This window comes from Cryomorphaceae bacterium (genome assembly GCA_017798125.1).
Classification (GTDB): Bacteria; Bacteroidota; Bacteroidia; order Flavobacteriales; family ECT2AJA-044; genus ECT2AJA-044.
The window spans coordinates 1,680,621-1,706,108 of record CP059070.1 but is presented as its reverse complement, the minus strand read 5'-3'; the positions used below and the strand labels follow the sequence as shown (position 1 = coordinate 1,706,108).

The following is a 25,488-nucleotide window of genomic DNA, read 5'->3' as shown; positions in this document are numbered from 1 at the left end:
TGATCCCTTTTTTATTGCAACACTTATGAGTCTACTCATCACGGAAAACATCGTCAAAGACTATGCGGAGCACCGCGCTTTGGACGGTGTATCGATCGAAGTACCCAAGTCCTCCATCTTCGGGTTACTCGGTCCCAACGGAGCAGGAAAAACCTCTCTGATTCGTATCATCAATCAAATTACAGCGCCCGACACAGGGACTGTTGTACTCGACGGCCAGCCCCTTCAGCCCAATCACATCGAGCAAATTGGATATCTGCCTGAGGAGCGCGGACTGTACAAGAAAATGAAGGTCGGGGAACAGGCTCTATACCTGGCACGCCTTAAGGGCATGAGTACTGGGGACGCCAAAAAGAAGCTCAAAGAGTGGTTTGTCCGTATGGACATCATCGATTGGTGGGATAAAAAGGTAGAGGAACTGAGTAAGGGTATGGCGCAAAAGGTACAGTTCATTACTACCGTTTTGCACGAACCCAAACTCCTCATTTTCGATGAGCCTTTCAGCGGCTTTGATCCCATCAATGCCAACCTCATCAAGGAAGAAATCTTGCGTTTACGCGACAACGGAGCTACGGTGATCTTCTCTACGCACCGAATGGAAAGTGTGGAAGAGATGTGCGATCACATTGCGCTGATCAACAAGTCTCAGAAAATCCTCGACGGAAAGCTGAGCGAGATCAAAAACGAATACAAGAACGACATCTACCGCATTGAATTCTCCGGCGGTTCTCTTCCCTCAGACCTCCCCTCAGACATGGTGGTCATGGAAAGCGGAAGCAACCACGCGCGCATTCAATTGCAGAACGGAGCGTCTTCCAACGACTTACTCCAAAAACTCATCGGCCAAGTACAGGTGCACCATTTCTCTGAAGTGGTTCCTACCGCCAACGACATCTTTATCCAAACCGTACAAAACGCAGCATCATGAACAGAACAGGATTGATCATTCAGCGCGAATACTTGTCACGGGTTCGGAAGAGATCCTTCGTCGTGATGACCATTTTGGGACCGATCTTAATGGCCTCTTTATTCATCGTCCCTATTCTCATCGCAGACAGCGGAGCACCCCAACAGAACATGCTGGTATTGGACGAGACGGATCTATTCACTGGGTACCTAGAGGACAACGATGACGTCAGCTACACGTATCTGGAAGAAATGGACTTGGAAGACGCCAAGGAGCGGCTTATAGACTCCGACGGCGACGGACTCCTGTACATTCCGTGTGGGCAGAACTGCGATCTCAATTACATTGAAAAGTCCATTCAGATCTACTCTGAGAAGACCATCAGCATTGACCTCAAGTACTCCATCAAGCGCCAGATTGAGCGAGAACTCGAAAACTTGAAACTTCGCAGAGATAGTGTCGATCTAGACAAAATTGAAGCGGCCAAGACGTCGATTACCATCAGCACCATCAGTATGGAGGGCGAAAAGGAAGAGGAAAACTTCAGCGAATTTTCGACGGCCGTGGGATTCATCATGGCCTTCCTCATTTACATGTTCATTTTCTTGTACGGTGCGCAAGTGATGCGCGGCGTGATTGAAGAGAAATCGAGCCGTATTGTGGAAGTCATCATTTCCTCCGTACGCCCCTTCCAGCTTATGCTCGGAAAAATCATCGGGGTAGCCTTGGTTGGACTAACACAGTTCTTGCTTTGGGTAGTCCTCACCTTCGCCATTGTCACAGTGGCCCAGATGGCGTTCTTAGGCGACACCTACAGCAGCACCGAACTCGCGGGCCAAATGAGCGGACCTGAAATGGAAGCGGCCAAAGAAGCAGCTATGCCCGAAATCATCAAGATGATCAACTCGATCAACTTCCCCTTGGTCCTCGGATGCTTCATGTTTTACTTCATGGGCGGCTACTTGCTCTACGGAGCTCTGTTCGCAGCCATTGGCTCTGCCGTAGATCACGAAAGCGACTCACAGCAATTCATGTTGCCGGTCAGTATGCCTTTGATTCTGGCCATCATCATCGCCCAAACGATCATTACCAATCCGGAAAGCCCCCTGGCCTTCTGGTTCTCCATCATCCCCTTCACCTCCCCCATCATCATGATGGTACGGGTAGCCCTAGGGGTCCCAACGATGGATCTCATCATCTCGATGGTCCTTCTGGTCCTCGGATTCTTGGGAACCGTTTGGGTAGCGGCGCGCATCTACCGCACCGGAATCTTGATGTATGGTAAGAAGGTCACTTATGGCGAACTCCTGAAGTGGATTCGCTTTAAAGGATAAACGATTTGGCCCTACGGGCCGATGCAAGAGCACTCCTCCATGAACACGGCCATCATTGACTTGGGTACCAATACCTTCAATCTACTGATCGGCCGCATCGAAGAAGGACGTGTTGTCACGGAATTCAAGACAAAGATTCCCGTGAAGCTAGGCAAGGGCGGCTTCGCCAAGCGACACTTGGAGGAAGATGCCATCGCCCGAGGCCTGTTGGCCATTGAAAGCCACATCAACACCGCTCAAGAATACGGCGTGGAGTCTATCCTAGCCTTTGCCACCTCGGCGGTAAGGGATGCCTCGAACGGAACGGATTTCGTACAGCAAATACACGCTGACTACGGCCTCAAGGTACAGGTCATCTCCGGAGATCGAGAAGCCGAACTCATTTGCGAAGGCGTTCGTTCCTCTTCGGATTTCGGAGCTGAACCCCTGGTTATTATGGACATCGGGGGCGGAAGTACTGAATTCATCCTGACCTCAGCCGGAAAAATCCATTGGAAGAAAAGTTATGCCCTCGGCGTCTCCAGGCTACTTGAACGTATACAGCCCTCTGACCCACTCGGCGCAGATGACCTGGACACCCTCCACTCCATCTTGGACGGTGCGTTGATCGATCTGGGTGAAGCTCTTCAGCAGTATCCAGCCACGCACCTTGTCGGATCCTCAGGTAGTTTCGACACCATGGCCGATTTAATTCTGGCCGGGATTTATAAAGAAGAAGTCAACACTAAAGGAAATCGGTACGATTTTCGCTTAAGTGATTTCGAGACCATTTACGCTCAACTCCGACATTCCACCCAAGCAGAGCGCTTGGCCATGCCCGGAATGCTCGAAATGCGCGCTGAAATGATGGTCCTCAGCAGTTCCATCATCCGCTACGTAGTTCAGCGGTGGAACATGAAACAGGTAACGCTCAGTACCTATGCCCTTAAAGAAGGGGCCTTGGTTCAGCACTACCGAAACAAAAATTGATATGTCCAAAATACTGATCATAGAAGACGAACAGAGCATTCGAAATGTGCTCAAGAACATCCTGAAGGACGAGAATCCCGACTACCACGTGGACGAAGCCGCCGACGGGAAAGAAGGCGTGGACATGCTCCGCAAGGAGTCCTACGACCTCATCATGAGCGATATTAAAATGCCCGGGCTGGACGGTATCGAGGTACTGGAGCGCGCTCGCATTCTGAGTCCAGACAGCGCCATTGTCATGATCTCCGGCCACGGAGACATTGATACCGCTGTGGAGTGTATAAAGAAGGGTGCCTACGACTACATCTCAAAGCCGCCCGATCTCAACCGACTGCTCAATACTGTTCGCTTGGCCTTGGACCGCACCTCATTGGTTGAAGAGAATCGTCGACTTAAAAAGAAGGTGAGCAAGCGCTATGAAATCATTGGCGAATCAGACGGTATTCAGTCGATCAAGAACATGATTGAGAAAGTGGCGCCTACGGATGCACGCGTCATGATCACCGGACCAAACGGTACGGGAAAGGAATTGGTGGCTCATCAGATTCACGAACAGAGCGAGCGCTCCAAAGGGCCGATGATCGAGGTCAACTGTGCGGCCATTCCTGCAGAACTCATTGAAAGTGAACTCTTCGGTCACGAGAAAGGGGCTTTTACCTCTGCCGTCAAACAGCGCAAAGGGAAGTTCGAAAACGCCCAAGGCGGAACCCTTTTCATGGATGAAATTGGGGACATGAGCCTGAGTGCTCAATCCAAAGTACTGAGGGCATTACAGGAGAAAAAAATTACCCGCGTGGGCGGTGATAAAGAGATCAAGGTGGACGTACGCGTGATTGCTGCGACCAACAAAAACCTGGTCGAAGAGATTAAAGAAGGGCGCTTTCGAGAGGACCTCTACCACCGTTTGAGCGTCATTTTGATCAAGGTGCCGAGCTTGAATGATCGGGCCGAAGACATTCCGCTTTTGGCCAACCATTTTCTGCAGCAAATTGCCAATGAGCAAGGAACCGCAGCGAAGCGTTTCGCGCCGCAGGCGCTTGAGGCTCTAAAAAAGATCGACTGGACCGGAAATATCCGAGAACTCCGCAACGTAGTGGAGCGCCTAACGATCCTTTGCGGCAGTGAGATATCCGCGGATGATGTAGCACTCTACGCGAGCAAATAGTTGTTATCTTTGCCCACCAAAATTGAACGTAAACAATCATGGTGAACATCACCCTTCCTGATGGATCGGTCCGCAGTTTTGACGGACCAGTGAGCGCACACGAAGTAGCCGTGGACATTAGTCCAGGGCTGGCGCGCAATGTATTATCGGCTGAAGTCAACGGACGAACGGTTGAAATTCACGATCCCATCACGGAGGATAGCACCTTGCGTTTGTTCACCTGGAACGACGATGAAGGAAAGAAGGCTTTTTGGCATTCTTCGGCCCACGTATTGGCTCAAGCCTTGGAGCGGATGTATCCCGGCGTGAAATTGACCATTGGGCCGGCCATCGAAAATGGGTTTTACTACGACGTGGACTTCGGTGAGCACAACGTTTCAGAAAAAGACTTTCCCGCAATTGAAAAGCTCTTCTTGGACTTGGCTCGCGAAAAAGCGGAGTTCAAAATGCGCGCAGTTTCTAAGGCGGATGCCTTGGACTTCTATCAAAAGCAGGGCAATGAATTCAAGGTAGAGCTGATCGAGAACCTAGAAGACGGTTCCATCACCTTCTGCGACCACAGCGATTTTACGGATCTCTGCCGCGGTGGACACTTGCCCAATACCGGCCTCATCAAGGCTGTAAAAATCCTCAATGCCGCCGGAGCATACTGGCGCGGAGACGAGAACAAGCCTCAGCTCACCCGCATCTACGGCGTCAGCTTCCCCAAGCAAAGCATGCTTAAGGAGCATTTGGAGTTGTTGGAAGAAGCCAAAAAACGCGATCACCGGAAACTGGGTAAAGAACTTGGACTCTTCACCTTCAGCCAAAAAGTGGGGCAAGGACTTCCGCTTTGGTTGCCCAAAGGAGCCATGCTGCGTGAACGTCTGGAGCAATTCCTGAAGACTGCCCAAAAAGCAGCCGGATACTTGCCAGTCATCACTCCGCACATTGGGAACAAAGAATTATATGTGACCAGTGGTCACTACGCCAAATATGGTAAGGACAGCTTTCAGCCGATTGAAACTCCGCAAGAGGGCGAAGTTTACTTGCTGAAGCCGATGAACTGCCCGCATCACTGCGAAATCTATAAGTCAGAGCCTCGAAGCTACAAGGACCTTCCTATTCGCTATGCCGAATTCGGAACAGTATATCGCTACGAGCAAAGTGGTGAGTTGCACGGTCTAACCCGCGTTCGTGGATTTACTCAAGATGACGCCCACCTCTTCTGTACACCGGATCAGCTCAAGGACGAGTTTAAGAAGGTGATCGACTTGGTCTTGTACGTCTTTACTGCCTTGGGCTTTGAAGACTTTACCACTCAGATCTCTCTTCGCGATCCCGAGGATCCCGAGAAGTACATCGGAAGCTCCGAAAACTGGGATAAGGCAGAGCGCGCAATCATTGAAGCTACCGAAGAAAAGGGACTGAAAACAGTCACCGAACTCGGCGAAGCGGCATTCTACGGACCCAAGCTCGACTTCATGGTGAAGGACGCCTTGGGACGCTCTTGGCAATTGGGTACCATCCAAGTAGATTACAACTTGCCCGAGCGCTTTGAATTGGAATACAAAGGAAGTGACAACGAAAGCCATCGTCCGGTCATGATCCACCGCGCACCATTTGGGTCTATGGAGCGCTTCGTTGCCGTCTTGACAGAGCACTGCGGCGGTAACTTCCCCTTGTGGTTAACACCGGATCAAGTCATCATTCTCCCCATCAGCGAAAAGTATGCTGAATACGCCTACAAAGTTGAGAATGAGCTAAAAAATTACGATATTCGCGCCCTCATTGACGAGCGCAGTGAAAAAACGGGTCGGAAGATCCGGGATGCGGAGGTCAGCAAGATCCCGTATATGATCATTGTGGGCGAGAAAGAACAAGAGGCGGCAACCGTTTCGGTTCGAAAGCACGGCGAAGGAGACTTAGGGTCCATGGGACTCGAAGAATTTGCCAAGCATCTGACTGAAGAGGCCAACGCCATGATTGAAGATTTTAATAACTAAAAGGAAGTAGCCATAGCTATTCGTAGAAGAAGAGGAAGAGGTAAACCGCAGCGTCGCCGCGAAGAAGATCCTCATAAAATCAACCGGAAAATCACCGCGGAACAAGTTCGTCTGGTCGGTGAAAATGTAGAACAAGGGGTATATTCTCTGAACCAAGCCTTAAAGATGGCGGAAGATCAGGGTTTAGACTTGGTTGAAATTTCTGCAAAGGCTGATCCTCCAGTTGTTAGAATCATCGACTATAAGAAGTTTCTGTACGATCAAAAGAAGAAGCAGAAGCAGATTAAGTCAAACGCGCAGAAAGTTGTGGTCAAAGAGATTCGGTTCGGCCCGAATACCGATGAGCACGATTACGAGTTTAAACTCAAGCATGCGCGCAAGTTCTTGGAAGACGGTGCTAAGTTGAAGGCTTTTGTATTCTTCAAGGGACGTACCATCCTCTTCAAGGACAAAGGTGAAATCCTTTTATTGCGCCTGGCGCAGGAATTGGAGGACATTGGGAAAGTTGAACAGCTACCGAAGTTGGAAGGAAAACGGATGATCATGTTCATCGCTCCCAAAGCCGCAAAGAAGTAATTAAGTAAGCTCAAAAATAAGCAGCAATGCCTAAGATGAAGACGAAATCCAGCGCCAAGAAGCGATTCAAGCTGACCGGAACTGGTAAGATCAAGCGCAAGCACGCTTTCAAGAGCCACATCTTGACTAAAAAAGGTACCAAGCAGAAACGCAACCTGACCAAATCAGGATTGGTACACAAGTCAGACGTGAACTCTGTGAAAGAGCAATTGAACTTGAAGTAAGTAAGTAAACGGAGTAATGAACCCTGTGCTTAGTTGAAAGTCCGCTGAGCGGCACTGAGTGCAAAAAACAATTTGAGAAATGCCTAGATCGGTAAATGCGGTGGCTTCCCGCGCGAGACGTAAAAAGGTCTTAAAGCAAGCTAAAGGATTTTTTGGTCGTGGAAAGAACGTCCACACAGTAGCCAAAAACAAAGTTGAAAAAGGTATGCAGTACGCATACCGCGATCGCAAAACCAAGAAGCGCAACTTCCGCGCACTTTGGATCCAACGTATCAACGCTGGTGTTCGCGAGCACGGCATGAGCTATTCAGAGTTCATGGGTAAAGTCAACGAAAAAGGAATCGAATTGAACCGCAAGGTGTTGGCTGATTTGGCCATGAACCACCCTGAAGCATTCAAAGCGATCGTTGACCAAGTGAAAAAGTAAGAGCCTACGGCTCGATGAAAAAGGGACCCTTTGAGGTCCCTTTTTTTATGCCCTATTCTTTGAAGAAAGCCGGCAGAATAGGCTTTAGCGATGGGTTTCCATCAAAACGGTAGACCTCCTTCCCCGTCTTGTCAAAAAGTAGCGTTGTTGGCGACCCTACCACTTGAAACGTCTCATAAAAGAGCTCTTCTGACACAGACCCATAGAGGATGTTGGATTGAGACGACCAGCCATATTGCTTGGCAAAAGACTCAACCTTCTCAAAGGGCTGTGAACTAACCATGACGATCATGAAGGGCTCAAGTACATCCCTTTCCTTTTCCATTGAGGCGGCTTTGTCGTGACAGAGATGGCAGTCCGTATCAAATTTGACCAAAATCATACCTTTCCATCCTCCGCTGGGGAGTTCATCAGGAAGTCGAACGACCGAATCTCCAAGACTCAACTCCAGGGTTGGAAATTGGTCCAGCACCCTTTCGGCACCGTCGGGAGAACAGGCCCCCAAGAACGCACACACCAAACACATGAAGACTGCGCGCCCGACTCGTCTATTACTGAATTTGATGCCATTTTTATCGCTCATAATTCTGATCAATTCTCGTCTCGCAATGTCCAAATAAAATTGGCTTTAGGGTGTCCTAGGCATGGTGCTAAATTAGTTTCGATTGAAAGAAAATCAAACCTATCGAGCTATGGAAAACATCTGTAAGAACATCCGAGTGATCCGCGAAATAAAGGGTCTTTCTCAAGAGTATGTCAGTCTCAAACTCGAAATATCTCAATCGGCCTATGCCAAGATGGAACGCGGTGAAACCAAACTAACGGTCCAACGCCTTAAGGACATTTGTCAAATACTTGAAATTGATGTCCCCCAACTTTTCCGAGAAAGCAATTTAATCGAACGTCTTCAAGGACTAGCTTTCGATTCACCCCGCTCAGATAAGCCATCTACTGCAACCTACAATGATCAAGTGGATTCCCTAGAAGACGAAGTGCTCCTGCTCAAAGAAGAAAGGAAGAGACTTCTTCGAATCTTGGAGCAGTTGAGTCGGCCACCGGCTGCATGAACCTCCGAACCAACTGGGACTGAGGGCTGTTGTGTCTCTAAGTGAAAAGGTCATTTTTCCGTACCTTTGAGCTCTTCTAACTACACTACACATGAGCATCGATTCCAACCCTAAAACGGAACAGGATATTTCTTTCGAGGACTTTAAAGCAGAAGTCATCAAGGATTATCAGACTGGTGTGGAATCCCGCGAGGCCAGCCTGCTCGGTCGCAGAGAGGTGCTGACTGGAAAAGCAAAGTTTGGCATTTTTGGAGACGGGAAAGAAGTAGCCCAATTGGCTATGGCCAAGGTGTTCCAAAACGGTGACTTCCGATCAGGTTATTACCGAGATCAAACCTTTATGATGTCCATTGGTGCATTGTCCATACAGCAGCATTTTGCAGCGTTGTATGCCCATCCCGACATCGACATTGAGCCCGCTTCCGCTGGCCGCCAAATGGGCGGACACTTCGCTACTCAGTCATTGACTCCAGATGGAGAATGGAAATCCTTAACGGACCAAAAGAACTCGAGCGCAGACATCTCCCCTACCGCGGGCCAAATGGCTCGACTGGTTGGATTGGCTCAAGCATCCAAGATTTACCGTCAGCACGAAGGCCTGAAGGATCGAAGTCAGTTCTCCCGTTCTGGAAATGAAATCGCATTTGGAACCATCGGAAATGCTTCTACCTCTGAGGGTGTATTCTTCGAGGCGATCAACGCCATAGGGGTATTGCAAGTACCCGTCATCATGTCCGTTTGGGACGATGAGTACGGAATTTCAGTTCCCGCAAAATACCAAACGACCAAAGAAAACATTAGCGAAATCCTCAAAGGGTTTCAGCGGGATGAGCATGGCGCTGGCTTTGAAATCATCAAAGTCAAGGGTTGGGATTATCCGGGACTCGTGGAGGCCTATCAAAAAGCCGAGCGTATTGCCCGTGATGAGCACGTACCCGTCTTGATTCATGTGGTGGAGGTTACACAACCTCAAGGCCACAGTACCTCGGGAAGTCATGAGCGTTACAAAAGCCCTGAGCGCCTTCAATGGGAGCAGGATCATGATTGTTTGGTGAAGATGAAGCAGTGGATGGTCGAGTCCGCTATTGCTTCAGAGGAAGAGCTTGAAGCGCTGGAGAAGGATGCAGTAAAGGCTGTGAGACAAGCCAAAGCCGCGGCATGGAAGGCCTTTTTGGCTCCCATCAAGGAAGAATCTACTCGAGCCATTGAGCTTATTAAGGCTTTGGCCAAAACGAGCGGACAGAAAGCCTTTATCGCAAAAATCGCTGATGACCTAGCCGCTGCAATGGACCCCATTCGAAGAGATGTTCATCACGCTGTGCGCAGAGCACTCTGGCTATCGCGTGGAGAATCGTCAAACGAACGCAATGCGCTCAAAGGATTCTTGGAGGCGGAGCAAAAGTCCAATGCGGATCGCTATAACTCACACCTCTACAGTGAATCGGCTCATTCGGCATTGAATGTCACAGGAGTAAAGCCTGAGTATGGATCCTCTCCGGAAGAGGTAGATGCTCGAATCATATTGAGGGACAATTTTGACCGAATCTTGAGTGAACATCCCGATACACTGATCTTCGGTGAAGACAGTGGAAAAATTGGAGATGTGAATCAAGGACTAGAAGGCCTACAGGACAAGCACGGAGAGCTTCGAGTATTCGATACGGGTATTCGAGAGAGCACCATCGTAGGCCAAGGAGTAGGAATGGCCATGCGTGGACTCCGACCCATTGCGGAGATTCAGTATTTGGACTACCTCCTTTATGCACTCCAAACCATGAGTGATGACCTAGCAACGGTACACTACAGAACCAAGGGACGTCAAAAAGCACCTCTGATTATCCGAACGCGTGGTCACCGACTCGAAGGTATCTGGCATTCAGGTTCACCAATGGGGATGATCATCAACGCCTGTCGCGGGATTCACGTCTTGGTTCCTCGAAACATGACACAGGCCGCAGGTTTTTACAATACCTTATTGGATAGTGATGATCCTGGACTCATTGTCGAGTGCTTGAATGGATACCGACTCAAGGAGAAGATGCCTGAGAACCTTGGGGAGCTCCGGACACCGCTTGGTGTACCTGAAGTGATACGTGAAGGTGAAGATGTTACCCTTGTTACCTATGGTTCCAATTGCCGTATTGCACAAGAAGCTGCTCAGTACTTGAGCGAACTGGGTGTTTCAATGGAAATTATTGATGTTCAGAGCCTTATGCCCTTTGACCTCAATCACATGATTGGTGAAAGATTAAAGAAAACCAATCGTATTGTCTTCCTAGACGAGGACGTGCCTGGAGGTGCCTCTGCTTATATGATGCAGAAGGTGCTCGAGGAACAAGGCGGGTATTACCACTTGGATAGTGAGCCTATCACTTTGGCGTCAAAAGAGCACCGTCCAGCTTACGGGAGTGATGGAGATTACTTCAGCAAGCCCAGCGCCGATGATGTTGTCGAGGCGGTATATAAGATGATGCACGAAGCCGATCCCGTCAATTTTCCAGCCCTCTAAGGGATTGCTGAGCTGGATTCTTTAAAACCATCCAAAGACGAAGCCGAAGTTTCCGACGAAGCCGCTGAGATCGCTGGAATTGGCAAAATCAATGTCTGATCCACTTACAGAGCGATATCCAGCCATGAGCTGAACGCGAAAGACGCGTGTAATATTGACTTCGACACCAGCTGATGGAAGGAAGACGAAAATGGTCGAGCTTAAGTACTCGAGGCCGTTGTCTGCACCTTTTGCCGAAACTCCGCCCCAACCCAGCTTAACATCAACTTGTGGGTGAATAACGTCCTGTGGCCGGATTTTATAACCTGTCCAAAGGCCTCCGTAGCCCATGTCTAGGTCAATAACCCGCTCTCCCTCATTAGTCATATAGGTGTAGCTCTTGTTGACGTTGATTCCTTCTCCAAACCCTCCCAACCAGAAGGCCCGATTCAAAAGCATGGCTCCACCCCCACCAAAGCTTGGGGATGCAGAGCCGTCGATGGTGTGAATTCCGAAATTGAATCCACCGAAACCACTGATTTCTGCATTTCCATCGAGCAGGGTTTTAGTCTCCTGGGCTTTGATTTGAAAAGCGCTCAACGAGAGGAAGACGAGAAATAAGAACTTTTTCATGAGTAGAATTTTACGGAAGATAGGTGCTTTTTGCGGAAACGGAAAAGCCGTTTAGTATGTTTGCTTTACACAGAAAACGCGCTTCATATACGCCCAAGGCATGGATAAGGAAACCGAAAAGAGCAGTAAATACGATCACCTAGAACACATGGCTCTGGGAAAACTCCTGGAGAACATCAATCGTGAGGATCAGACGGTACCTCTCGCTGTTGAACGGTCACTTCCTCAAATTGAAGCACTGGCCGAGGCCGTTTATCAAAAAATGTCCTCAGGTGGACGTTTGTTTTATCTGGGTGCTGGAACGAGTGGTCGGTTGGGCATTGTGGATGCGAGCGAGTGTCCGCCCACCTTTGGTGTTCCGCACGATTGGGTGATTGGCATCATTGCCGGAGGGGACAGCGCGATACGGAAGGCTGTGGAATTTGCCGAAGACGATCGTTCGGGTGGATGGAAAGATCTTCAGGAACACGGGGTATCAGAGTCCGATGTAGTCGTGGGAATTGCCGCCTCTGGAACAACGCCCTATGTTGTTGGAGCTTTAGCATCGTGCCGTGAGGCACAAATCACAACCGGCTGCATTACCTGCAACACCGAGACCCCCTTGAGCAAGGAAGCGGATTTTCCGGTAGAGGTTATCGTGGGGCCAGAATTTGTGACCGGGAGCACACGTATGAAAGCGGGAACAGCTCAGAAGCTAGTGCTCAATATGCTAACCACCAGCACTATGATCCGACTGGGTCGCGTGCAGGGAAACAAGATGGTGGATATGCAATTGAGCAATGATAAACTGGTAGCACGCGGGACCTATATGGTGATGCAAGCCACGGGATTAGACGAACCAACGGCGCAAAAATTGCTCCTTCAGGAAGGGAGCGTTCGCGCTGCAGTTCATACATTTGAGCATGGCAGTACCTAAGACAGATCGCGATAAACTAATGAAAGGCGTAAAGCTTATCGCTCTCGCCTTTCCTTTTATTTTCAGCGCCCCCATTGTATTAACGCTTGCGTTCGATCCTGAACAGGGAGCGTGGTGGTTAACCGTACTGGCCGTAGTCCTGATTTTATCCGCCTTCTATTTCGGCGGACGCGGCCTACTGACCATCATTTCGGCTTTTTTCGACCGGCCTTCTTAAGGGCTTCGGTGATGATCCACTCCAATTGTCCATTCGTACTGCGAAACTCATCGGCGGCCCATTTTTCGACCGCCTTGAGCGTTTCTTCATTCAGTCGCAATGCGAAGGCTTTTTTATTGGGCATGCTTAATGATTCAAGGTTCCCGTATTGACCACCGGTGAGGCATCTCGATCTCCGCACAAGACGACCATCAAGTTAGAAACCATGGCCGCCTTCTTTTCTTCATCGAGCTCGATGATTTGTTTCTTAGACAATTCTTCTAAGGCTGTTTCCACCATACCCACCGCTCCTTCGACAATCTTAAGACGCGCAGCCACCACGGCAGAAGCTTGTTGACGCTTCAGCATAGCGCCTGCGATCTCCTGGGCATAAGCCAAGTATCCAATACGCGCTTCAGTGACTTCGATCCCAGCGATGGAAAGGCGCTCATCCAATTCTTTTTCAAGATTGTCGTTGACTTCCTCCTGTCCGCTACGGAGCGTCACCTCTGCCCCTTCGTCATCGAAATTATCATAAGGGTATTTACCTGCGAGCTTCCGTACTGCTGCATCCGTTTGAACGCGCACAAAGTTTTCGTAATCGTCAACCTCAAAAGCGGCTGCAAAGGTGTCCTTGACCTTCCAAACCAGAATTACACTGATAATGATAGGGTTCCCCATCTTGTCGTTGACCTTCACTCGCTCGCTGTCGAAGTTGCGAGCGCGTAAGGAGATGGTTTGCTTTGAATAGAATGGATTCACCCAGAAGAATCCGTTTTCCTTGACCGTTCCCACGTAATCTCCGAAGAGTGTGAGCACCTTTGACCCATTGGGGTTCAGGAAAAAGAATCCAGGTACCATCATAACGGTCGGCAAGAACAAGAGTGCAAAAATTGGGCTGCGACCTATGGCTAGGCCGGCTATGGTTACAATGAGTAATCCGAGAAAAAGAACCAAGCCGACGTAGCCGGACATGGGGCGAACTGTTTTTTCGTTTGACATGATAAGTGATATTATTTTGATATCAATTTAAAACATTTCCTCGAACCGCGCAAATCTTTATTTGTTACGCCAATGAACAATTGGTGTTATTTATATGTAATTACATGCATTATTCAATGTATCTACATACATTTGCCCAAACAAAACTCAAATAGAGCAACCATGAAAAAAGTATTGTTATTCGGAGCAGCCGCAATGTTCCTCGCATCATGCGGAAGCGGAGTCGAAGGAGAGCGCGTTGAAGCCAACGAAGCTCAGGAAGTACAAGAAGTAGTTGAAGCGACTACTTTGGCAGCGAACACGGACGAATCATCCATCAAATGGGTAGGAAGTGATGTGGCTGGAAAGGTACACAATGGAAACATCAACATCAGCGAAGGTTCATTGGACGTAAAAGACGGAAACCTCGTAGGTGGTTCTTTCACTATTGACATGAACAGCATTGTGAACTTGGATGTCGAGAACGAAGAGTATAACCAAAAGTTGGTCGGTCACTTGAAATCTCCAGACTTTTTCTCTGTTGACTCCTTCCCTACTGCTCAATTCGAAATTACAAGCGTTGAGGCTTACACAGGTGACGATGCGTTCACGCACAACATCACCGGTAACTTGACCATGAAGGACATCACTAAGAGCATCACCTTCCCTGCTGCTGTAAGCATGAGCGAAGGAGCAGTGATGGCTACTACAGCACCTTTTGTTATTGACCGTTCAGACTGGAACGTACGTTTCCGTAGCGTTACTTTCTTTGATCCAGCGGAATTGAAAGATCAAGCGATCAACAACGACATCGGTTTGGAGATCGCTCTTGCAGCAAGCAAGTAAGCAACCCCCAAGTTTCTCTGAAAGCCGCTCATCTGAAAAGATGGGCGGTTTTTTTTGTGCGAACAAAAGAAAGTTTAAAAAGAAGTCAGATGAGAATGTCGATCAGAGCAATGTCCAAATCTGTGTAGCGGTATGTAAAGCCCGTCTTAATCAAGCGCTCTGGGCTAGATGGGCTGGACATCAAAACCAAGGTCGCCTGCTCCCCGAGAACCGTTCGGAGCACAAAGGCGGGAACACTGATGGGCCACACAGGTCTCCGAAGGACGCGAGCTACCGATCTTGTGAAGCTCTTATTGGTTGCACCAACAAGTCCAACCGCGTTATACGGCCCTTCTAAAGGCTGTTGCAGGGCATGCATGTACATTCTGCTCAGATCATCGATATGAACCCAAGGCAGTACTTGGTTTCCTGGACCTAGAGGGGCACCCACAAACCATCGTACCGTGCGAGCTATTACGGGCAGCGCTCCTCCGCTCGCGGACAAGACAATCCCTGTTCTCATGAGCGCGACGCGCAGTCCAAGCGCTTTGAATCGATTGGCTTCTTCCTCCCACTCCTGACACACCCGACCGAGAAACCCGTCATCCGGGGCCGCATCTTCTTCGAAAACTACACCCGTTTCAGAAGGGTAATATCCAACAGCGGAAGAACTTATAAGAGCATCTACGCGATGCTCGATTTCAGAAAGGGCAGTATAAAGCGTTCGCAAGGAATCTACACGACTGCTTCTGATCAAGGCCTTATACGCCTTGGTCCACCTCGCTGAGATGGATGCTCCGGCGAGGTTGATGATCTGGCCGACATCACTTAGGGCCTCTCGGTCCATGGTGTGATTGGCAGGATCCCAGCCATATACATGCACTCCATTGTCCAGTACACGTACGCCGCCTTTTTGACGGGTACTCAAGTGCTTAACGCGGTAGCCGGAATCAAGCAACAACTCGGTTAGTCGCGTGCCGACCAATCCGCTTCCCCCGGTGATTAAAATGGTATCTTTATGTTGTTCCATGAGCGTCCGTTCTTCCTATAAACCAATTGGACGCTCAGGTGTTCTAGAGCAAAGGAAAGACGTGCATCAACTCGAGCCATTCTACAATTGGAGACATCTGTATATCGCCAGTCAAGACGAGCGATCGCCGTACTATGGTCACCTCAATTCAGAAGTGTACTTCACAGACCAGATATACGGTTATTACATTCACCCTCAATGGGACCCTATCGGCTCGGAAACGCTCTTTATCAAACAGCTGTATGCCGACTACGACATGGGGTTCACCATCATCGAAATGATTGGGGAGTGGAATGATTGCCTACACAACGACATTATGTTTCTCAAGCGAGACATCATCGATAAAATGATCGCCCAGGGAATTGACAAGTTTATCCTCATTGGTGAAAATGTACTCAACTTCCACGCCTCTGACGAACTCTATTATGAGGAGTGGTTCGATGACATCGAGGACGGATGGGTAGCCCTTGTGAATTTTCGCGACTTCATTCAACGCGAAATGAGTGAAACAGGCATTGATCAATACTTCGTTAGTGGTGGTCAGCTCCAAGACTTTGCTTGGCGAACCGCGGACCCACAAGTGCTTTATAAGAAAGCGGACCAACTGGTCCAAAGAAGACTCGACCCGGTTTAAATGCCCGAGCGCATCAGTAAATCAACGACGCGTCGGTCGGTTGGAAAGCGGACGGACTCCATCGACAGCTCATTCATCGGAACCCAATGAAACTTCTGGGTTCGCCCGGGTTCGTCGGTATTCTCACGCTCCTCGACATTGTCTAAATCTGCCCAATTCATCGGGGTAATGCGGTAGTAAATGCTCAATACCTGGTCGGACTCGCGAAACGCCGACTGCACAAAAAAGTCCGTTGTATAGACGTGCTCCGCATGCGAAACCTCCAAGTCCAGTTCTTCACGCAATTCCCGCCGTACTGTTTCCGCAGGGCCCTCACCCCACTCCAATCCTCCACCGGGAAATTTGGTGAAATGATGCCCCTGATATCGTTCTTCGGAAATTAGAATCCCTTTTTCTGGATGAATCAAAAGTCCGTAAACCCGAATGTTGAATTGTTTGGTGGTCATACTTGTGGTTTCGTTGCTCTTAGCATTTCTCTTTTCCCCGGTGGCCCAGGCAATCGTTCTACGGTAAAACCTGAACGGGTCATGGCTCGGCGCACTTCTCCTTTGGCACTGTACGTCACCAGCACCCCTTCGGGTCTCATAAGACGGTACATCTTTTGGAAAACGGCATCCTCCCACATTTCGGGCTGATGCCGAGGCCCGAAGGCATCGAAATATACGACATCGAAGCGGTCCTCTATGTTCACGTCTTGGACTTTTTCATGGATCTTCAACAACTCAAATCCCTCAGCCCACTCCGTGGATTTACCCCAAGGCGAACGATGGAGTTCCGACCATTTCTCCGAAACCGCTGGCAACTCAATAAGCTCGTCGTAATTCAAGGGATTCCACTCCTCCTCTGTCAAAGGAAAGGCCTCCAAGGCCGTATACCGGACCTGAAGACCATTTTTCTGGGCGTACTCTAGTGTGAGCATCGCATTTAAACCGGTGCCCAGCCCAATTTCCAAAATACTCAGCGCCTCTACGGCGCGATGTCTGCTTTGAAGCCCCATATCCACATACACGTGGCGCGACTCCTGAACAGCGCCATGGGTACTGTGGTAGTGCTCCGCACCATCGAAAATCTCCAAGGTGTGGGATCCATCACCCGTCCGGATCACCTTCCGTTTCACGATTCGGCGATCTTGAGTTTCTTAATCTTGACCATGGGTCCTGGGCAATACACCCGGTGACAAGCCAAGCACGAAGCGACCATATTGTTGTGCGCAGCGATCCGCTCCTCAGCAGGAGCCTCTTCCAAACGCTCGACTTGAGTCAAAAACACCTCACTCAAGGCTTTAAATTCAACCGTACGAACCGTACTGTCCGTCTCCTGAGCGGTATGAATAGTCACAAACTGATCTGAAAAATCGGGGGCCGGCTGGCCGTCTAGGATCAAGTTTTTAGCTGCCATGGACTCGTCAAACATCTGACGCATAAGCAGAGCTAGTTCGCTATCTCCATTCGGATTGACAATTTCCTTCTTAACCGAAGCGTCTGTATTGGACTGCTCTTTTTCTCCTGAGGTACAGGACAAAAAAAAGGATGCCCCAATGAGACATCCTCCTATTATCATCTTCAATTTCATCGCAGCTTATTCGATAACGACGCCAGAAGCCATAAAGCTTACGCTTACCTCTGGTTCGGTGATCATGGCAATTTCCTCTTCGCTCGCACCAGCATCTTCTGCTTGGTGACGCAGCCACTCCACGCTCTGCTCTTCCACTTTTGCCCAACCTTCCATGGTCACAGTACGACCATCAGCGTCCATTGGAACAAAGAATCCATAGTCTTTAAAGCGAACAAGCATTTCCTCTTCTTCACCCATCGCAACGTTCATCCAGCAACCTTTCTTCTGGCAAACTTCATTGATGGTTCCTTTTACTTTAACCTGAACACTATCCTGCCCATCGAGCATGGCAATTAGTTCGGAAGCTTCTACAGCACCCTCGGTAGAAATTTCTTCTCCGTATGCCTCAACTTCTACTTCTTCAGCAACAACCTCATCAGCAGTTACTTCAGTCTCAGCGGCCTCTTCAGTTGAAGCACTTCCGCACGCGTAAAAAGCAGCTGCGGCAATCATTGCGATAAACACTTTCTTCATGGTGGCGTTTTTTAACGTAAGGAACAAAGGTACAAAAAACCCTATCTTTGCACTCCCAAAATCACACTACATGAAAGTCACACCTACCACCCAATCTCGTCTTGATTCGGTCGATTTAAATAATCTGGTATTTGGCACCACGTTTACGGACCACATGGTAGTGTGTCACTTCAAAAACGGCGCTTGGGATGAGCCTGAAGTCATGCCGTATGGACCCTTCCCTATTGCCCCTGGAGCCCCTGTATTCCACTATGGACAAGCCATTTTTGAAGGAATGAAGGCTTACAAGGACGAAGCTGGGGACTGCTTCCTATTCCGGCCGCTCGAGAACTGGAAAAGGTTTAACAAATCCGCCACTCGCTTAGCCATGCCAGAAGTACCGGAAGAGGTATTTATGGATGGATTGCATCGTTTGGTTCACATGGACAGTGGATGGGTCGTTCCAGGGTTTGATCACGCTCTGTATCTCCGCCCATTCATGTTTGCAAACGGTGAATTTATTTCTGCCAAAGGAGCTGATGAATTTACCTTCATGATTGTGGCCTCGCCTGCTGGTGCGTACTACAAAGGAGATGTCAAAGTAAAAGTCGAAGAGGAATATGCGCGCGCGGCCAAGGGTGGAGTTGGTGAAGCTAAGGCTGCGGGGAACTACGCCGGCGCATTTTATCCAACCAAGCTCGCCCAAGAACAGGGGTTTACTCAGCTCCTGTGGACGGATGCTGCGACCCACAGCTATTTGGAAGAATCCGGCACCATGAACATCATGATGCGTGTTGGTGACACTTTGGTAACTCCTTCACTAACCGGAACTATCCTAGAAGGAATTACGCGTAAATCCGTGATCAAAATTGCTCAAGACCATGACATCACGGTAGAAGAGCGCCCTATTTCAGTCGATGAATTGCTCACACGTCTTCGCGATGGCTCCTTGACGGAACTCTTTGGAGTTGGAACAGCGGTAATTGTGAGCCCCATCAGTGAAGTTGCTTACCGGGAAGAACGTTACAGCATATCGTACACGGAAGAAAGCTGGGCTCCGCGATTGAAGAATTGGCTGCTTCAGCTTCAACACAATAAAAGCGAAGACCCTTATGGGTGGCGCGTTAAAGTTCAGCCTTCATACGAAAATGCCTGATCTCGGCTTCGTAAAAAGGATCCCCCTCTACTGCAAACCCCACACGTTCCCAAAAACGTCTTGCCCCTTCCTGGGCATGTAAATACGCCTGTGACCTAGGTATATCTAAGAGTATTCGCTCTACGATTGCGGCACCAACTGCGCGGTCCCTATATCCGGGTAAAACCGCGACGCGTTCAATTTTGTAACCTTCCTCTGTTTTGCGATATCGAGCACATCCCATGGGAATTTCGGCTTCCCCTGAGGTATCGTAAGCCAGGTAAAACTGAGCCTCCAAATTTCCCCTGTTTTCCAAGGCGAAAGGCACCCCCTGTTCTTCTAAAAAAACGCGATCACGTATCACTCGGCACTCCCGAGTCATGTTCTGGTCACCCCAACGAAATGGAACGATTTTCAGGTTCATTACTTCAATATGCTTGCAATGTCCGGCTTAAAGTACAGCTCGCTTTTCATCACTTTACCGTCTTCTCGATAGATGGGATTCCCATCACCATCAAGTTTGCTCATATTGCTACGTTGAATTTCTTCGAAAACTTCTTCAATCTTGTGTTGAAGTCCATGTTTCAAAATGGTTCCACAGAGGATGTACATCATGTCTCCAAGGGCGTCGGCAATTTCTACAAGATCGCCATTCTCCGCTGCTTCTAAGTATTCTTCATTCTCCTCGCGCATGAGTTTATAGCGTAACATGTACGTATCATTGGAAACTTCTCCAATCGGGGACTCCTCATTGCCAATTCCAAATACATCGTGGAATTTAGCGACGTGATCGAGCTGTCTTTTCATAACTTTTATCAGGTTTAGGGAACAAATTTAGGACTAAATTTGTCGCAGGGTAAAGCTACATGCTATGGATAATATCACCCCGGGACACTGGGTATTTGCGCTCATCTTTGCGCTGACATTTATCGGGTATCTCATCTGGGCATACCGAAAGGACATTCGCCGTCACAATATCTACTACAAAAGAAGCTACATCGTCCTGCTTACGATCTTAATCGGAGCAGCCGTGCTGTATTACTTTAAAGATCATCTCAACTAATGAGCACCAATCAAGTCCAAACTGCAGAAGAAGCAGTTAAGGTTATTAAAAGCGGAAATCGTGTATACGTGCACGCCGTAGCGGCTGCTCCTCGAGCACTGATCAACGCCATGACAGCGAGAGCTTCAGAGCTCCGCAATGTGGAAATCATTCACTTACATACAGAAGGAGATGCCCCCTACGCCGCTCCCGAATACAAGGATTCATTTCACGTGAACGCCTTGTTCATCGGTGCTAATGTTCGTCACGCACTCGATGCCGGACACGCGTCCTACACGCCTGTATTTCTGAGCGAAGTTCCAGCGCTCTTTCGTCGTGACATTCTGCCGGTAGACGTCGCCTTAATGTCGGTTAGCCCGCCGGATCGTCACGGTTTCTGTTCCTTGGGAACCTCTGTAGACGCCTCGCTTGCGGCTATGGAAAAGGCGAAGTATGTTATCGCGCAAATCAACCCCAACATGCCGAGAACCGGTGGGGATGGAATACGACATATTTCAGAGTTCGACGCGATAACCGAACAGGAAGAAGAGCTAATCGCACACAACCCCATAGCACCAAGTGAAGTCGAAATGAAAATTGGAGCGCACATTGCCGGTCTGATTGAAGATGGCTCAACCTTACAGATGGGGATTGGCGCTATACCGAATGCAGCACTGGCACAGTTGGGCAACCACAAGGACTTGGGGATTCACACCGAGATGTTCAGTGATGGCGTCATTCCATTGGTTGAGTCTGGGGTAATCACGGGAAAATTCAAGCGATTCAGAAAAGGCAAGATTGTCAGCGGGTTCGTTATGGGATCGAAGAAATTGTATGATTTCATCGACGACAACCCCATGGTTGAAATGCGCGACATCTCCTGGGTAAATGACGTTGCCGTCATTCGACGGAACCCGAAAGCTATTTCCATCAACAGCGCCATCGAAGTGGATTTGACCGGACAGGTCAATGCCGATTCTATTGGGACACGCCTTTACTCCGGTGTGGGCGGACAGATGGACTTTATCCGCGGAGCAAGCTTGAGCGAAGGCGGTAAACCCATCATTGCCTTACCTAGTGTCACGCGAAGAGGGGAAAGCCGAATATCCGGTTTCTTAAAGCAAGGGGCTGGGGTGGTTACAACACGTGCTCACGTGCACTATGTGATTACCGAATACGGAGTAGCGGATTTGTATGGAAAAACCATCAAGCAACGCTGCGAATTACTTCGGGATATTGCTCATCCAGATCACCGAGAATCACTGGATCGCGCAGCCTTCGATATTTGCCACAGCTAATGGACTTCACGTTAACCAATGCCCTCCTGGTTTTGGCCATTGACGCTTTCGGCGCCTACCTGGTCGGTCGATATCAAAAAGCACAAGGCCTGAGCTTTGGTAAAACCTTTGCTCAGGCCCTGATTGGCTTTATTGGCCTTAGTGCGATTGTCTGGAAATTATTCCTGTATTAGTCGACAACCACGCGCTTCGTGATGCTCTTATTGCCTTGAAGTACAATCACGAAGTAGATGCCCTTGGCACGTCCACTGATGTCTAATCGGCGTTCAATGCGTCCTGATGCCCCGGGAATCGACTCTTCGTATACGAGTCGCCCTTGTGCATCCGTAATTCGAAGATCGGCATCCGCAGTTTTTTCTAGGTCAATAAAGAAGGTAAAGCGCCCGTCGTTCGGATTGGGATAGACATTCAGGTCCCGATAGGGAATTCCTCGCTCAGGCATGTCCATTTCGAACTTGTCTTCCATCATTTCAACCTCATCTTTGGTCATATCGACCATTTTCACAGAGCTGACTTCATCTTCGAAGAGTTTCACAAGACCGTTCTCACCTTGGATCTCTCGACCCTCAACAGGAGTAGGAATGCTGGGTTTTAGAACGATACCTGGCTCAGGCTCAATCGCCTCAGGGGCCCTCAGGGCCTCCGTCTCTGAAGCAAGGGGAGCTTCTAGTTCCTCTTCCATGTCTTCGTAGTTCTCTGGAGATTCGTTGCGCTTTGTAATCATATCACAGGTGCGGTACTCTTCCCCGTCTCGTAGGTAGGTGACGCAGAACTCCGATCCGGGCTCAGAATTGTCAATGACGATCCCTAAGTCGTGCCAATCATAGATTTCGTAGTCGTTGATACCGACAATGATGTCTCCGTCTTCGAGTCCGATGCGTTCTGCTGTAGTTCCTTCAATAACATCGATCCAAGCCCCTTGATCTGGTTGCTTGTTCTCTTCCCATCTATACTCGACCCCGAGAAAGGCGTTTGTGTTGTAGTGATCATTCTGACGTTCCAGTCGACTGACCAAATTCGCACGAAGATTCAGCGTCTCTTTTTGACGCACGACCTTCATCGTGACGGATTCACCCGGTGCCATTTCATCAAACAGATCATCCCAATCAACGTCCTCACTTAAGGTGACTCCATTGAATTCGTACATATAATCCATGAACTCCAAGCCCGCTAAGTCTGCCGGAGAACCAGGCGCTACCCCTTCGATCAATACGCCATTGTCATTGGCGTTGGGGACTTCCATGAACTTCGCTTTTTTCTTAGAAACATGCTGGTACCAAACACCTAAATAGGCAGTGGTGGAGTCGTTGTGTGCATGTAAAGAGTTTGCGCACAAAAACGCGAGGAGGAGTGACAACGCGCTTTTCAAGAGGAAATTTGCTTTCATTTTCAGAAGATTTAGTGATTCATATGCCGGGTCAACGGCGAATCATCGCTCAGGTTTCTGAAAATGAACCCATTAACAAGAGAATAACACGAATGTTAAGGAATCTAAATACGGTCCTAACGGCCCCAAGAAGAGCCCACGACTACGTAGAACGCCCATTGTTCGGGACCTCGGGCTACATCAACACCAGCTTGTAAACCAAAGGCCCGGGCAAGTAGATACCGGAAACCTCCACCGGCGTTCCAGGCTGTTGCATCGGAACGTGTTAAAGACTCACTGCTTTGGGCCCAGCCGTAACCTGCAAATCCCAAAAGGGCCCAACGACGAGTCATGCGAAACTGTTGCTCAGTCTCAACAAGACCGATCCAGTCCCCTTGATACCGGAGGTTTGGAACCCCCCGCAATTCAATATATGGCAGAGCATAGAAGGGAGGATCTGCCACAGCCCAATTGGATTGAGCCCGAAATCCTGAGATCCACTTGGAGCCTATGGGAATGTAGTAGTTCAGGTACCAAATCAGTTGTCCGTAGTCTCGAGTGCTTCCGAGCTCATCGGGATAATAGGTCATGGAAAGGCTCGTGATAAATCCGGATGTAGGAGAAAACACATTGTCTCTATGGTCGTACTGGATTTGTGCACCGAGCCCGCTTGTCGTGATTTCGCGATCCACAGAGGGTATTAAATCCTCAGGGTCCCTATCCGAGCTGACCCGGGTGCGTACAAATCGATAGGAACCTCCAATAAACAGATCGGTCTCCCCTATTCGCCAATTGGCCTCCTGATGAAGAAAGGTGCTGGCCAGATTGTATTCAATCGCCAATTCACGGTCCAGCAATTCAGAAAAGGCATAGTAAGTCAAGTTGATGGACCCATAGCCCGCAAATCCGCGATACCTCACCCGATCTTCGTTCCAAAAGCCCAAGTATCCTCCGCCCAGAAACCAGGTGCCGTTTTCAGTAAGCCCTCCCCCTCCAAAGGCCACATCCGGCATGCGAAACAGACGTTCGCTCTCCCCTTTCTTGGGAATGAAGAATGCATTCATAAGTACGGCTCCGTAACCTACAGCGGGCTCTGTAATGGGGCTCACAATGGGAAGGAATCCGTGAAGATCAAAAAGAAAATGACTGACGTCAAAGGCGCCGTCTAAGGTATCCTTGAACACACCCTGCTCCTGAGCCTTTAATGAAGTGGTCCAGCTGAGCAGGAGGACAAGGATAAGAAGGCGTTTCATACGGCCGGAGTTTACTCCGAAAGGTATAAAAACCAATCTATGAGTTCCTCTTCATCCACGATACTCCAGCTGTGCGGATGTCGGGAACCATCAGGAAGATATCCTTTGTCCTCGGTTAAAATGAGTTCAGCGGATTCATTGTCCAGATAATGAAGCTCATTGATCAAACCAGCCGCATCAACGGCGTTCATGCCATAGTAGTCTTTTCCCCGAGTCTCCATCCACCAAAGCACATCGGGTTCCGTGTAGGCGCGCACAGCAATGTCTTTAAAAACGGTCAAATGAGGGCCCCCGTAGGCGGCATGGCAGTATGGAGAATAATCCACATACGCTTCGCGATCCTCAACCGGGTCGCCGAGTTTTTCTTCGAGATGCGCGGACACCCAGCGCCCTTCATTGGCGGCTACTTCTGAAATACTTCGATCTCTAGCGGATGTAGCCTCGCGATGGAAACGAACAAAATCGAGCGGGGCATCGCAGATGGCTATGGCCTGCGGCCCGATATGAAGTTCCCCGTTCAATTCAGCTCCCCGTATCGCAAGTTTAAGTGCTCGGGTGCCTTCCAAGGACATACCGCAATAAAGCAGCTGATCGCGCGGAACGTCATAGAGTCGGCAAACCTCCGCGATATAACCCAAGAGCATGTCCATCGCCGCGTCATCAAAGAGAAACTCCAATCGATTATGGGTATGCGCATAGAGTACAGCCAAATCATTTTCCGTAGCATAGGAAATGAAATCATCTGTCGGTTCATTCGCCCGTCGTGGACGCGTAAAGACGACCATTCCGGTTACGGATCTATCTTCAGGCAACCAGAGTACGTATCCTGGGTTTACGGCCGGAATCTCAATCCCAGGAGCCAAGACAATCAGGCTATCACCGGGAATGGGATCGATCCTGGACTCAGATACTTGAGCAACTAGACCAGCCGCTGAGAATAGGACGACAAAGAGGAGAGCAAAACGCATAG

At 49.2% G+C, this 25,488-nt stretch carries 31 protein-coding genes; 17 read left to right on the top strand and 14 right to left on the bottom strand.

From position 1 onward, the window contains the following. Window positions 1–25: 25 nt before the first annotated feature. The 8 genes from HZ996_07365 (at window position 26) to rplT (ending at window position 7,587) form a co-directional block, all read left to right on the top strand. Window positions 26–928 (top strand): ABC transporter ATP-binding protein, encoded by a 903-nt coding sequence (locus tag HZ996_07365; GenBank protein QTN38963.1) that lies wholly within the window; start codon window positions 26–28, stop codon window positions 926–928. Next, window positions 925–2,241 (top strand): ABC transporter permease, encoded by a 1,317-nt coding sequence (locus tag HZ996_07360; protein ID QTN38962.1) that lies wholly within the window; start codon window positions 925–927, stop codon window positions 2,239–2,241. Before HZ996_07365 ends, HZ996_07360 begins: the two co-directional genes overlap by 4 nt. 39 nt (window positions 2,242–2,280) lie before the next feature. Next, window positions 2,281–3,210: a phosphatase gene (locus tag HZ996_07355; protein QTN38961.1), complete on the top strand. Its 930-nt coding sequence runs from the start codon at window positions 2,281–2,283 to the stop codon at window positions 3,208–3,210. A 1-nt stretch (window position 3,211) separates the two neighbouring features. After that, window positions 3,212–4,375, top strand: coding sequence for a sigma-54-dependent Fis family transcriptional regulator (locus HZ996_07350; protein QTN38960.1), 1,164 nt, complete (start codon window positions 3,212–3,214; stop codon window positions 4,373–4,375). A 38-nt stretch (window positions 4,376–4,413) separates the two neighbouring features. Then, window positions 4,414–6,360: a threonine--tRNA ligase gene (gene thrS, locus HZ996_07345; GenBank protein ID QTN38959.1), complete on the top strand. Its 1,947-nt coding sequence runs from the start codon at window positions 4,414–4,416 to the stop codon at window positions 6,358–6,360. 12 nt (window positions 6,361–6,372) lie between these two features. Next, a complete protein-coding gene (locus tag HZ996_07340) occupies window positions 6,373–6,936 on the top strand; it encodes a translation initiation factor IF-3 (GenBank protein ID QTN40022.1) in 564 nt (187 codons plus the stop codon). Window positions 6,937–6,962: 26 nt separating this feature from the next. After that, entirely contained in the window at window positions 6,963–7,160 is a 198-nt protein-coding gene (rpmI, locus tag HZ996_07335) for a 50S ribosomal protein L35 (GenBank protein QTN38958.1), read from the top strand. Window positions 7,161–7,239: 79 nt separating this feature from the next. After that, the gene (rplT, locus tag HZ996_07330; GenBank protein ID QTN38957.1) at window positions 7,240–7,587 is read left to right on the top strand and encodes a 50S ribosomal protein L20; all 348 of its coding nucleotides are present in this window, start codon (window positions 7,240–7,242) and stop codon (window positions 7,585–7,587) included. Between the two features lie 52 nt (window positions 7,588–7,639). Here rplT and HZ996_07325 read toward each other — a convergent pair whose 3' ends face one another. Further along, on the bottom strand, window positions 7,640–8,170 hold the full coding sequence (locus HZ996_07325) for a redoxin domain-containing protein (GenBank protein QTN38956.1): 531 nt from the start codon (window positions 8,168–8,170) through the stop codon (window positions 7,640–7,642). Between the two features lie 109 nt (window positions 8,171–8,279). Between HZ996_07325 and HZ996_07320 the strand changes: the two genes are divergently transcribed. Both HZ996_07320 and HZ996_07315 read left to right on the top strand, forming a co-directional pair. Continuing rightward, on the top strand, window positions 8,280–8,654 hold the full coding sequence (locus HZ996_07320) for a helix-turn-helix transcriptional regulator (GenBank protein ID QTN38955.1): 375 nt from the start codon (window positions 8,280–8,282) through the stop codon (window positions 8,652–8,654). A 91-nt stretch (window positions 8,655–8,745) separates the two neighbouring features. Next, the gene (locus HZ996_07315; protein QTN38954.1) at window positions 8,746–11,163 is read left to right on the top strand and encodes a transketolase; all 2,418 of its coding nucleotides are present in this window, start codon (window positions 8,746–8,748) and stop codon (window positions 11,161–11,163) included. A 21-nt stretch (window positions 11,164–11,184) separates the two neighbouring features. On the opposite strand, the gene HZ996_07310 is transcribed toward HZ996_07315, so the two are convergent. Next, entirely contained in the window at window positions 11,185–11,775 is a 591-nt protein-coding gene (locus HZ996_07310; GenBank protein QTN38953.1) for a hypothetical protein, read from the bottom strand. A 100-nt stretch (window positions 11,776–11,875) separates the two neighbouring features. Between HZ996_07310 and murQ the strand changes: the two genes are divergently transcribed. After that, window positions 11,876–12,691 (top strand): N-acetylmuramic acid 6-phosphate etherase, encoded by an 816-nt coding sequence (gene murQ, locus HZ996_07305; protein QTN38952.1) that lies wholly within the window; start codon window positions 11,876–11,878, stop codon window positions 12,689–12,691. Between the two features lie 185 nt (window positions 12,692–12,876). On the opposite strand, the gene HZ996_07300 is transcribed toward murQ, so the two are convergent. Together HZ996_07300 and HZ996_07295 are read right to left on the bottom strand one after the other, a co-directional pair. Then, the gene (locus HZ996_07300) at window positions 12,877–13,032 is read right to left on the bottom strand and encodes an Arc family DNA-binding protein (GenBank protein QTN38951.1); all 156 of its coding nucleotides are present in this window, start codon (window positions 13,030–13,032) and stop codon (window positions 12,877–12,879) included. Window positions 13,033–13,034: 2 nt separating this feature from the next. Then, window positions 13,035–13,889 carry an SPFH domain-containing protein gene (locus HZ996_07295; GenBank protein QTN38950.1) on the bottom strand — a complete coding sequence of 285 codons (855 nt, stop codon included), beginning with the start codon at window positions 13,887–13,889 and terminating at the stop codon, window positions 13,035–13,037. A 162-nt stretch (window positions 13,890–14,051) separates the two neighbouring features. Here HZ996_07295 and HZ996_07290 point away from each other — a divergent pair, with 162 nt between their 5' ends. Beyond that, window positions 14,052–14,714 (top strand): YceI family protein, encoded by a 663-nt coding sequence (locus HZ996_07290; GenBank protein QTN38949.1) that lies wholly within the window; start codon window positions 14,052–14,054, stop codon window positions 14,712–14,714. 85 nt (window positions 14,715–14,799) lie between these two features. On the opposite strand, the gene HZ996_07285 is transcribed toward HZ996_07290, so the two are convergent. Next, window positions 14,800–15,723: a TIGR01777 family protein gene (locus HZ996_07285; GenBank protein ID QTN38948.1), complete on the bottom strand. Its 924-nt coding sequence runs from the start codon at window positions 15,721–15,723 to the stop codon at window positions 14,800–14,802. A 61-nt stretch (window positions 15,724–15,784) separates the two neighbouring features. Here HZ996_07285 and HZ996_07280 point away from each other — a divergent pair, with 61 nt between their 5' ends. Beyond that, complete coding sequence (locus HZ996_07280; GenBank protein ID QTN40021.1) at window positions 15,785–16,357, top strand: hypothetical protein; 573 nt, start codon at window positions 15,785–15,787, stop codon at window positions 16,355–16,357. Here HZ996_07280 and HZ996_07275 read toward each other — a convergent pair. The 4 genes from HZ996_07275 to HZ996_07260 are packed head-to-tail and all read right to left on the bottom strand — an operon-like array spanning window position 16,354 to window position 18,424. Next, window positions 16,354–16,803: an NUDIX hydrolase gene (locus HZ996_07275; GenBank protein ID QTN38947.1), complete on the bottom strand. Its 450-nt coding sequence runs from the start codon at window positions 16,801–16,803 to the stop codon at window positions 16,354–16,356. The genes HZ996_07280 and HZ996_07275 overlap by 4 nt on opposite strands. Further along, a complete protein-coding gene (gene mnmD, locus HZ996_07270) occupies window positions 16,800–17,474 on the bottom strand; it encodes a tRNA (5-methylaminomethyl-2-thiouridine)(34)-methyltransferase MnmD (protein ID QTN38946.1) in 675 nt (224 codons plus the stop codon). The genes HZ996_07275 and mnmD overlap by 4 nt, the downstream gene beginning before the upstream one ends. Beyond that, a complete protein-coding gene (locus HZ996_07265; protein QTN38945.1) occupies window positions 17,471–17,929 on the bottom strand; it encodes a hypothetical protein in 459 nt (152 codons plus the stop codon). Before HZ996_07265 ends, mnmD begins: the two co-directional genes overlap by 4 nt. Window positions 17,930–17,935: 6 nt before the next feature. Continuing rightward, window positions 17,936–18,424 (bottom strand): DUF4920 domain-containing protein, encoded by a 489-nt coding sequence (locus tag HZ996_07260; GenBank protein ID QTN40020.1) that lies wholly within the window; start codon window positions 18,422–18,424, stop codon window positions 17,936–17,938. A 91-nt stretch (window positions 18,425–18,515) separates the two neighbouring features. Here HZ996_07260 and HZ996_07255 point away from each other — a divergent pair, with 91 nt between their 5' ends. After that, window positions 18,516–19,580, top strand: a complete 1,065-nt coding sequence (locus tag HZ996_07255; GenBank protein ID QTN38944.1) for a branched-chain amino acid aminotransferase — start codon at window positions 18,516–18,518, stop codon at window positions 19,578–19,580. Here the strand turns inward: HZ996_07255 and HZ996_07250 are convergent. Together HZ996_07250 and HZ996_07245 are read right to left on the bottom strand one after the other, a co-directional pair. Continuing rightward, a complete protein-coding gene (locus tag HZ996_07250) occupies window positions 19,549–19,983 on the bottom strand; it encodes a GNAT family N-acetyltransferase (GenBank protein ID QTN38943.1) in 435 nt (144 codons plus the stop codon). The two genes, HZ996_07255 and HZ996_07250, sit on opposite strands and share 32 nt — an antisense overlap. Then, window positions 19,983–20,366 (bottom strand): nucleoside triphosphate pyrophosphohydrolase family protein, encoded by a 384-nt coding sequence (locus HZ996_07245; GenBank protein QTN38942.1) that lies wholly within the window; start codon window positions 20,364–20,366, stop codon window positions 19,983–19,985. The genes HZ996_07250 and HZ996_07245 overlap by 1 nt, the downstream gene beginning before the upstream one ends. Window positions 20,367–20,430: 64 nt before the next feature. On the opposite strand from HZ996_07245, the gene HZ996_07240 reads away from it, so the two are divergent. From HZ996_07240 to HZ996_07230, 3 genes are read left to right on the top strand one after another with little or no spacing between them, the layout of a single operon-like run. Continuing rightward, window positions 20,431–20,622, top strand: coding sequence for a hypothetical protein (locus HZ996_07240; protein QTN38941.1), 192 nt, complete (start codon window positions 20,431–20,433; stop codon window positions 20,620–20,622). After that, window positions 20,622–21,899, top strand: a complete 1,278-nt coding sequence (locus tag HZ996_07235; protein ID QTN38940.1) for an acetyl-CoA hydrolase/transferase family protein — start codon at window positions 20,622–20,624, stop codon at window positions 21,897–21,899. The genes HZ996_07240 and HZ996_07235 overlap by 1 nt, the downstream gene beginning before the upstream one ends. Next, window positions 21,899–22,072, top strand: a complete 174-nt coding sequence (locus tag HZ996_07230; protein ID QTN38939.1) for a hypothetical protein — start codon at window positions 21,899–21,901, stop codon at window positions 22,070–22,072. Before HZ996_07235 ends, HZ996_07230 begins: the two co-directional genes overlap by 1 nt. Here HZ996_07230 and HZ996_07225 read toward each other — a convergent pair. From HZ996_07225 to HZ996_07215, 3 genes are all read right to left on the bottom strand, one after another. Next, complete coding sequence (locus HZ996_07225) at window positions 22,069–23,286, bottom strand: PDZ domain-containing protein (protein ID QTN38938.1); 1,218 nt, start codon at window positions 23,284–23,286, stop codon at window positions 22,069–22,071. The genes HZ996_07230 and HZ996_07225 overlap by 4 nt on opposite strands. A gap of 116 nt (window positions 23,287–23,402) precedes the next feature. Continuing rightward, on the bottom strand, window positions 23,403–24,518 hold the full coding sequence (locus HZ996_07220; GenBank protein QTN38937.1) for a BamA/TamA family outer membrane protein: 1,116 nt from the start codon (window positions 24,516–24,518) through the stop codon (window positions 23,403–23,405). An 11-nt stretch (window positions 24,519–24,529) separates the two neighbouring features. Continuing rightward, window positions 24,530–25,486 (bottom strand): hypothetical protein, encoded by a 957-nt coding sequence (locus tag HZ996_07215; protein QTN38936.1) that lies wholly within the window; start codon window positions 25,484–25,486, stop codon window positions 24,530–24,532. Between the last annotated feature and the right edge of the window lie 2 nt (window positions 25,487–25,488).